This window comes from Synechocystis sp. LEGE 06083, from assembly GCF_015207725.1.
GTDB lineage: Bacteria > Cyanobacteriota > Cyanobacteriia > Cyanobacteriales > Microcystaceae > Synechocystis > Synechocystis salina.
The window spans coordinates 1-8,149 of the sequence record NZ_JADEWJ010000176.1; the positions used below are offsets into that span (position 1 = coordinate 1).

At 50.3% G+C, this 8,149-nt stretch carries 11 protein-coding genes, 1 tRNA gene and 1 pseudogene; 7 read left to right on the forward strand and 6 right to left on the reverse strand.

Going from position 1 to position 8,149, the window contains the following annotated elements:
- Positions 1 to 55 precede the first annotated feature (55 nt).
- Positions 56 to 574 (reverse strand): acetolactate synthase small subunit, encoded by a 519-nt coding sequence (ilvN, locus tag IQ219_RS13260; protein WP_014407139.1) that lies wholly within the window; start codon positions 572 to 574, stop codon positions 56 to 58.
- A 394-nt stretch (positions 575 to 968) separates the two neighbouring features.
- Between ilvN and IQ219_RS13265 the strand changes: the two genes are divergently transcribed.
- The 5 genes from IQ219_RS13265 (at position 969) to chlG (ending at position 4,005) form a co-directional block, all read left to right on the forward strand.
- On the forward strand, positions 969 to 1,157 hold the full coding sequence (locus tag IQ219_RS13265) for a DUF3285 domain-containing protein (RefSeq protein ID WP_190598000.1): 189 nt from the start codon (positions 969 to 971) through the stop codon (positions 1,155 to 1,157).
- 4 nt (positions 1,158 to 1,161) lie between these two features.
- Complete coding sequence (gene ybeY, locus IQ219_RS13270) at positions 1,162 to 1,701, forward strand: rRNA maturation RNase YbeY (RefSeq protein WP_194072922.1); 540 nt, start codon at positions 1,162 to 1,164, stop codon at positions 1,699 to 1,701.
- A gap of 65 nt (positions 1,702 to 1,766) precedes the next feature.
- Entirely contained in the window at positions 1,767 to 2,294 is a 528-nt protein-coding gene (locus tag IQ219_RS13275; protein ID WP_194072923.1) for a diacylglycerol kinase family protein, read from the forward strand.
- Between the two features lie 36 nt (positions 2,295 to 2,330).
- On the forward strand, positions 2,331 to 2,921 hold the full coding sequence (locus IQ219_RS13280; RefSeq protein ID WP_194072924.1) for an aminodeoxychorismate/anthranilate synthase component II: 591 nt from the start codon (positions 2,331 to 2,333) through the stop codon (positions 2,919 to 2,921).
- 109 nt (positions 2,922 to 3,030) lie between these two features.
- Positions 3,031 to 4,005 (forward strand): chlorophyll synthase ChlG, encoded by a 975-nt coding sequence (gene chlG / locus IQ219_RS13285; protein ID WP_194072925.1) that lies wholly within the window; start codon positions 3,031 to 3,033, stop codon positions 4,003 to 4,005.
- A 232-nt stretch (positions 4,006 to 4,237) separates the two neighbouring features.
- Here the strand turns inward: chlG and IQ219_RS13290 are convergent, their stop codons facing one another.
- The 4 genes from IQ219_RS13290 to IQ219_RS13305 form a co-directional block, all read right to left on the reverse strand.
- Positions 4,238 to 5,065: an amino acid ABC transporter substrate-binding protein gene (locus IQ219_RS13290; RefSeq protein ID WP_194072926.1), complete on the reverse strand. Its 828-nt coding sequence runs from the start codon at positions 5,063 to 5,065 to the stop codon at positions 4,238 to 4,240.
- A gap of 157 nt (positions 5,066 to 5,222) precedes the next feature.
- A complete protein-coding gene (gene pipX / locus IQ219_RS13295) occupies positions 5,223 to 5,489 on the reverse strand; it encodes a transcriptional coactivator PipX (RefSeq protein ID WP_010873509.1) in 267 nt (88 codons plus the stop codon).
- A gap of 154 nt (positions 5,490 to 5,643) precedes the next feature.
- Positions 5,644 to 6,831: an AI-2E family transporter gene (locus IQ219_RS13300; RefSeq protein ID WP_190597994.1), complete on the reverse strand. Its 1,188-nt coding sequence runs from the start codon at positions 6,829 to 6,831 to the stop codon at positions 5,644 to 5,646.
- A gap of 40 nt (positions 6,832 to 6,871) precedes the next feature.
- Positions 6,872 to 7,297, reverse strand: a complete 426-nt coding sequence (locus IQ219_RS13305) for a hypothetical protein (RefSeq protein WP_194072927.1) — start codon at positions 7,295 to 7,297, stop codon at positions 6,872 to 6,874.
- A gap of 180 nt (positions 7,298 to 7,477) precedes the next feature.
- Here IQ219_RS13305 and IQ219_RS13310 point away from each other — a divergent pair, with 180 nt between their 5' ends.
- Entirely contained in the window at positions 7,478 to 7,801 is a 324-nt protein-coding gene (locus tag IQ219_RS13310; protein ID WP_190597993.1) for a phasin family protein, read from the forward strand.
- Positions 7,802 to 7,862: 61 nt separating this feature from the next.
- Here IQ219_RS13310 and IQ219_RS13315 read toward each other — a convergent pair.
- Positions 7,863 to 7,935: transfer RNA gene (locus tag IQ219_RS13315), tRNA-Ala, on the reverse strand.
- A gap of 26 nt (positions 7,936 to 7,961) precedes the next feature.
- On the opposite strand from IQ219_RS13315, the pseudogene IQ219_RS13320 reads away from it, so the two are divergent.
- A pseudogene (locus IQ219_RS13320) lies at positions 7,962 to 8,149 on the forward strand (hypothetical protein); the annotation flags it as partial.

Consider the following 8,149-nt stretch of genomic DNA (forward strand, 5'->3'; position numbering starts at 1 on the left):
GGACAACCCTGGGGACAAAGTGATTGATGAACGGTCAACCAAGGAGGGATAGGCCCTAAAACTTGGATTCCAGGGATTTCAGATATTCCGTGTTGACGCCGGACTCCCGCACCAAGGCAATTTTGCCCGTTCGAGCCACCTCTTTAATGCCGAACTTGGCCAACATCTGGAGGATTGCCACCATTTTACCTGGGTCTCCCACCACTTCGATGGTGACAGTGTCTTCGGAAATATCCACAATGCGGGCCCGGAATACCTGGGCCAGTTCAATTACCTCTGCCCGGTTGGGGGCGTTGGCACTCACCTTGACCAACATCAATTCCCGTTCCACACAGGGGGTTTCGGTGATGTCCTGCACCTTGATTACATTAACCAACTTGTAAAGTTGCTTGGTTAGTTGTTCGATGGTGTTCTCATCCCCTGGCACCACCATGGTGATGCGGGAAACGTCCCCCTGTTCCGCCGATCCCACCGCCAAACTCTCAATGTTAAAACCACGGCGGGCAAATAGTCCGGCAATGCGGGTTAGAACTCCGGCTTCATCTTCAACTAAAACAGAGAGGGTGTGTTTCATGGGGGGCAAAGAAGGCGATCGCCGGTGGTTATCGGGGTAAAAGTCCGCCGGCCTGGGTTAAATAAAGCCCAGTCGTGCAAAGTTAATGAAATCTTTGGATAAATCCAGCTTTCCATCCTACCATGGCTGCCGGGCAAGCTTGCATTTTGCAAAATTCCTCACTAGAGTTAGGGTGGCTGGGCATGTAGTCCGTTGGACCTTAGCTTTAAATTTCTCTACCTCCGGGACTAACTTCCGGCCCAATTATGGTCACCAAAGCTATGTGGCTAGGGTTTGGTTTTTAAGTTCTACCACCGTAACAGCCCTTGAGTTGACCAATAACTCCAACAAATAGGTTTATTTCAAACTACTCACCTCACCTGAATTTGGCCTAGCCAATCCCTGTCTATCCACCATGAGTGATTTACCCACCCCAGAAGCCCCAGAAGTTACTAATCCGTCCCCGGCGGAGCCCCCACCAACCTATGTCAAGTTGGCCATGCGTAATATGGTGCGGAAAAAGGGCAAATCCCTAACTCATTTTTTCCTGTCCGCCAGTGCCCTCCTCGGAGTGCTGGTGGGGATTTCCTACCTTACCCGCTAAGGCCATGGCCCCTACTTCCCTCCACCAAATTGCGTTGGAACTAAGCCTACAAACTGACTTAACCGATTCTGCCGTGGCTGGCCCGTGGGTGGAAGAGTTGTTGGCCAATCCTTGGCAAGGGTGGTGTCAAAGCTGGCTAAATTGTCTGGCCGAGAATTTGCCCCCCGCCCCCGGCTACGAACTGACTCTACTATTCACCAGCGATCGCCGTATCCAAGAGTTAAATCAGCAATTTCGTCACCAGGATAAGCCCACCGACGTGTTAGCTTTTGCGGCCCTGGAAGTGGATTTCCCCTTAACAGAATCTGAAGAAATGGGGGAACCTCTTTATTTGGGTGATATAGTAATTTCCCTAGAACGGGCTGGCCAGCAAGCCAGGGAACGGGGTCATAGTACAAAATTAGAAGTCGTGTGGTTAACGGCCCACGGCCTACTCCATCTCCTCGGTTGGGACCATCCTGACGAAGCCTCCCTCACCACCATGTTGTCCCAGCAATCCCATTTGTTAACCTTAATCGGCCAGCATCCTCCCCTATTTATCTAGAAACTTGTAACCCAGGTTACATAGGAGAATTGTTCTGTCGACTACACTGCTCGGAGTCGTAGCTCATGAAATCGGTATATCCCATGTCTTCCCCATCCTCGGCGGTTTTTGCTGATCAGGGTTTATCCGGCAAGGCTAAGCAGACCCAGTCCCCTCCTCCCTTGGCTCTGGTAGTGCCTGCCCCCAAGCCCGGCGCTAAAAAGCCGTTGAGAAAAAATGCCTGGCAGGTGGCCCCCAATCTTTTGGTAAGTTTTCGTTACGCCTGGGCAGGCGTTAGCTATGCTTTTGTCACCCAACGGAATTTTCGTATTCATACTTTCATGGGCACAGTGGTGGTCACAGCGGGTTTTCTGTTGCAGTTAGCTCCGATCGCCGTGGCGGTGTTGGCCCTGACTTCCTCCCTGGTAATGATTTTGGAGTTGTTAAATACAGCCTTGGAATCAGTGGTGGATTTAACGGTTGGGCAGTCCTACCACGAGCTAGCCAAAATTGCCAAGGACTGTGCGGCTGGGGCGGTATTGTTAGCGTCGATCGCCGCAGTGATAGTGGGGGGCTGTTTATTATTACCACCACTGCTATCCTTGATGGTCTAATCCCCGTCCACATTTGACCGCAAAGGAGCATTCCAGTTGATTCTGGTTATAGATAACTACGACAGTTTTACCTACAACCTCGTTCAGTATTTAGGCGAATTGGGGCAGAAGTATGCCGTGGCCGAAGATCTACGGGTGTATCGCAACGATCAAATTAGCCTCGAAGAAGTTAAATCCCTCCAGCCCGATGCCATTGTCATTTCCCCCGGCCCTGGCCGTCCTGACGATGCGGGCATTTCCCTTCAGTTAATTGAAAAGCTGAGCGCCTCCACACCAATCTTAGGGGTTTGCCTGGGGCACCAGAGCATCGGGCAGGTATTTGGGGGCAAGGTGGTGGCCGCCCCGGAATTAATGCACGGCAAAACTTCCCAGATTTATCATCAACAACAGGGCATTTTTGCTGGCCTGGCCAGTCCTGTGCAAGCAACCCGTTACCATAGTTTGATTGTGGAGCGGGGGAGTTTACCGGATTGCCTGGAGGTGACGGCGTGGTTAGCTGATGGCATGGTGATGGCTTTTCGACACCGGGACTATCCCCATGTGCAGAGCGTGCAGTTTCACCCGGAAAGTATTCTGACCAAGGAAGGTAAACAAATGTTGGAGAACTTTCTTCAGAGTCTGGGCTAAAAAAATCTCCGCCTTGGACAAAACCCCGCTGTTTCATGGCATTCCTAACCCCAAGGGTGATAGGCTGGGTCAGTGTTTTTGGGTACGCTAGTCAACCTTTGAATCATTTATGTCTGACACACAAAATACCGGACAAAATCAAGCCAAGGCTCGGCAGTTACTGGGCATGAAAGGGGCCGCCCCAGGGGAAAGTTCCATTTGGAAAATTCGGCTCCAGTTGATGAAGCCCATCACTTGGATTCCCCTGATCTGGGGGGTAGTCTGTGGGGCCGCTTCTTCGGGGGGCTACATCTGGTCGGTGGAGGATTTTCTCAAAGCCCTTACCTGTATGTTGTTATCCGGCCCATTAATGACCGGCTATACCCAAACCCTCAATGATTTTTACGACCGGGAAATCGACGCCATCAATGAACCCTATAGACCCATTCCTTCCGGGGCCATTTCTGTGCCCCAGGTGGTGGCGCAGATTTTGATCCTGTTGGCGGCGGGCATTGGTGTTGCCTATGGTCTAGATGTGTGGGCTCACCATGATTTTCCCATTATGACCGTGCTGACCCTGGGGGGAGCATTTATTGCCTACATTTATTCCGCACCGCCGTTGAAGCTTAAACAAAATGGTTGGTTGGGGAATTATGCCCTGGGGGCTAGCTACATTGCCCTACCGTGGTGGGCGGGCCATGCTCTGTTTGGTACTCTCAACCCCACCATTATGGTGTTGACCCTGATTTATAGCTTGGCTGGTTTGGGCATTGCGGTGGTTAACGATTTTAAAAGTGTGGAAGGCGATCGCCAATTAGGGTTAAAGTCGTTGCCGGTGATGTTTGGCATCGGGACAGCAGCCTGGATCTGTGTGATCATGATCGACGTTTTCCAAGCGGGTATTGCGGGATACCTGATTTATGTGCACCAACAGCTTTACGCCACCATTGTGTTGCTATTGCTCATTCCCCAGATAACTTTTCAGGATATGTATTTTCTGCGTAATCCCCTGGAAAATGATGTCAAATATCAAGCCAGTGCCCAGCCATTTCTGGTGTTTGGTATGTTAGCCACTGGCCTAGCCCTCGGCCATGCGGGCATATAGATAAATAGGCACTAACAAGGGGTTTTAAGAGCCCCCTGCTTGCCAAATTGGGGGAGGAGAGTGAGATTCGGTTTCCCATCATTGCCGGAGCTTTAGTAGGCCGGTTTAGGGAGCCAACCAGAATTTTGCTAACAGGTCCCTAACTCCTAAGGAAAAAGGTTTAGTTTATTGCCGCAATGGGGGGACTCCGGCCCTGTCCCCCGGCGATCGCCCATGCAAAATTTATGGAAATCTAGAGAGGATCAACCCGCACCACATTGCTCTGGTCAAGGTTGAACCATTCTTGCAACAGGTCATGGTTTTCCGTGCTGGAAATGACCTCGTCCACAAACCTTTTCCAGTCCCGGTCCCCCTGGGGAAGAATACAGGCGTAGAGTTCCGTGGTAATGGGTTGATAGGGCCCCAAAGCATAATCAGCGGGATCTTTACCCTGCTTCAGCAGTTCCCCCACCAACAAAATACCGTCACTGACCACCGCAGTTACCTGGCCCTTATCCAATTGAGCAATGCCTTCCTCACGATCCCGAACGGCCACCCACTGGGCCAAGGGATAAATCTGGGGAATAATGTCGAAGGTGGTGGTGTTTTCAATGTAGGCAATGGGAATCCCCTCCAGGGTGCCATTAATTTGAAAACCATCCACACTGGCTTGTTTCATTAAAAACTTGGCCCCAGAAATGAAAAATGGCGCCGAAAAATCCACCAACTCCAAGCGGTCTTGGGTAATGGTCGTGGCTTCACAAACTATATCTAATTCCCCACTGGCGATCTCCTGAAAACGATTCTGGAGGGTAACTGTATCTAAATCAACGGTAATGGTCTTGCCCGTCTCTGCCGCTAACTTCAGACCAATTAAGGCCATTAAATCAACTCCATAACCCTCGATGTCCCCATTGGCCAGTTGAAAACCAAACGGCACCGCATCGATGCGGGTTCCAGCCCGTAATTCCCCTGTGCGGGCCACCCTCTCCAACACCGTTTCCGCCTGCACCGGGGCGATCGACACTAGGCCAGTGGTAAAGGTTAAAGCCAACCAAGCAACAGCACTTTTGAGCAACATAAATTTCAATCCTTAAATTCGTTTTAATTTACCAAGGGTTTATCCAGGCTCAGGGTAGCGCAATTAGTTTGCTTGGGCCCAGACAAAATACCCTAGGGGAATGAAAAAATGTTTTATCACAGCGTAATCTCCGACAATGTTGGCTAAGAAATCAATCTCAAAAAGTGTTTTTATGCAACTTTGCCAACACGTCATAGGCTTTAAAATCCCCCGCCCGGCGTAAAAATCTCAGGCGATTTTCAATTAGCAGTTTGGCGTCCGCCCTGGTAATTGGTTCGAACTGCGTATTATTTGGCGTAGTTTTTACCAAAAAAAATAACCTTTGGGCATAAAGGGTAGTAAAAATTTCCTGATTGTCATCCAAAAAACAGATCTGATACAAAAGCCCGAAGGTCGGATGGTTAAGGTAAATTTCGTTACTCATTGAGATCGGGGAGTTAGGGCAAGGACAAATTGCCAACCGAGATGGCTGTCACTGGCTAGAGAGTAATCTTACCCCGTCCTGTCTCTCCTTAAGCCCTTAGGGTCAATCAATTTCAAATTTGCTGTAGTTTTTGATACGAAGCAAACCCTAACATTCAGGGGCGGGGCGGTAAGGGACGCACCTCTTCCTGTCCCTTAAAATACAAAGGATCTTGATTAGGGTCTGGGGCTGGCACCAAGGGCTTCATACTGCGGATTGCCCCCAGGGCCTCTTTAATCATCACCGCCGAAGGCACAGCCACTATCACCCCCAGTAGGCCACCGATTCTGGCTCCGGTTAAGAGGGAAATCAAAACCCAAAAGGGATTTAACCCCGTCACACTCCCCAGCACCCTAGGGGCAATGCCATTTTCAACAATTTGCTGGATCACTAAGGCCACGGCCAGCAGCTGTAACGCCATGCCAATGTCCCGCAGGGCCACCAAAAAAGTTACTAACACAATGCCCACAGAGCCCCCAAAGGGAATCAGGGCCATCACCCCCACCGTGAGGCCAAAAAGTAAGCCAAAGGGAACTTTGAGCAGTAAAAAGCCAGAAATCAGTCCCAGGGCCATGCAAGTGGCGGAGACCAATTGACCGAGGAAATAGTTTTGGAAACTACGGCGCAGGGTATCGGAAAAAGGTTTTTGGAAGCGCTCCGGCAACCAACCAATGATGCTTTGCCAAACGTCGTCCGTGTGGAGGAGTAAATAAAAGGTCAAAATTATCGTTAACAGCACGTCCAGCAAACGCACCACGGTGAAGACGGTCAGGCTCAGGGCTAAGTTGAGAGTGCTACCGGCCAGGTTTTGTAGCTCAGCGGCTAGGCGGCTATTAATTTGGGGAATGAGACCGTCAAAGTTAACCGGCCACCCAAGAATTTCTGCTTTTTGATCCAACAATACCAATTGCTTCTGACCCGAATCGAGCCAATCCGGTAGGCGGGCCACCAGTTGTTGGGCCTGGGATAGGGCGAGGGGAATGAGGGTTACTCCCAGGGCGGTGAAAATGATTAGGGCGGTGAGGAAGACAAAACTGGCTGCAACAAAACGTTTCGCCCCCTGTTTTTCTAGCCACGCCACTGGGTAATTGAGTAAAAAGGCGATGACGGAGGCGATTAGGCTAATGACAAAAAGGGACTCAAAATAGCCAAAAATGGAGGATAGGGCCCTGGCATTGAGCACCATTAGAGGAGCCCCCAGCACCAACACCAAGAGGCGTGTGATGGCGTTGAGGGAATTCCACCATTTGAACAACCAATTTTGCGGCGGGGGACTGGGATGATTGTTGGCTGGTTCTGTCATAGTTGGCGATCTCGCAGAGAGCCTCGACCACAGGGGAATGTCAAATCTTTAAGGTCTGGGGCCATTTAGCTTTGATTATTTCCCTCAATCCAGAGTGATAAAATTCTTGCCATTGGGGAGAGCATCGCCAGAACAGGGTAGCTAAGCTTCCACAGGACAGGGAAAGCCCCAACAAAATAAAGGTGACCGGGGTAATGACCCCAATACTGAACCAGGAAGCAACGTGGAGCACCATTACGCCACAGGCGACCAGGGTGGCAACGTAGGCAGTGTTAACTGACCAGCGGGGTCGGTCTAGGGCAATTAAACCGGCGCAAATAGTGGTGCAGAGTAAAATTGACGGTACCAGGGCGGCGCAAATGCCAACGCAGTGGCCCCGGGAAAAATCAGCTAACCAAGTAATCAAATTCATACTCTCAAAAATAAATATTTCAGCGGCGATCGCCCATAAGACCGTGCCGCCCATTATATAGCAACAGCCCAGGGAGGGTGTGGCCGTGGACCACTGGCAACCCAGAACTGGAAAGTTAAAACGTTTAAGGTGGTTTTTGCTATGGTTGACGAGAAGGGCAAGGAGGAATTGGGTCACCATTCTTCAGCTCAACTTTCGGCAAATTATCAACTTTGTTCAATCCCGTAACCCTCCATGGATACAAACGACTGGCTAAAACAACTCTTGATGATTGGTGTGGGCACCACCACTCTAGTGGCGGAAAAACTCAGCGATGTGAGTGACCAATGGGTGAAGGAAGGCAAAATTAACGCCGACCAAGCCACCGCTTTTGTGGACGATTTAATGAGCCAAATCAAAAGTGAGCAGGGACAAATTGAAGCAAATTTAGAAAGACAACTGCGCAATATGCTCCAGGATTTGGGCTTACCCCGTCAGTCGGAAATGGACGAGTTGCGGGGGCGCATCGATCGCCTGGAACGACAAATTCGTGACCTGGAAAATCAACGTTGGCGTTAACGCTAGGCGGGAATTACCTGCCCGGCTGGACCGTGGCAAAACCATGGCAAGGTAGAGTTTATGGAGAATAGGGAACTCGAATCCCTGACCTCTGCGGTGCGATCGCAGCGCTCTACCAACTGAGCTAATTCCCCGAACTGACCCCCCATTTTAACATTCGATGTTGCTGTTCGTTATCTGTTTTAACTTTGGTCTGGCCCTGGGCAATATCTTCCTCGCAATTAGGCTTTATTTCATCTATCGACAGTTACAACGACTCACCAAGCGTCTTGATCATTGGGAAAGCTGTTGTCATAACCTTTTTGCTCCGGCCCCTGCCTTGTTGACTAATCTGGCCCAAAAAAACCG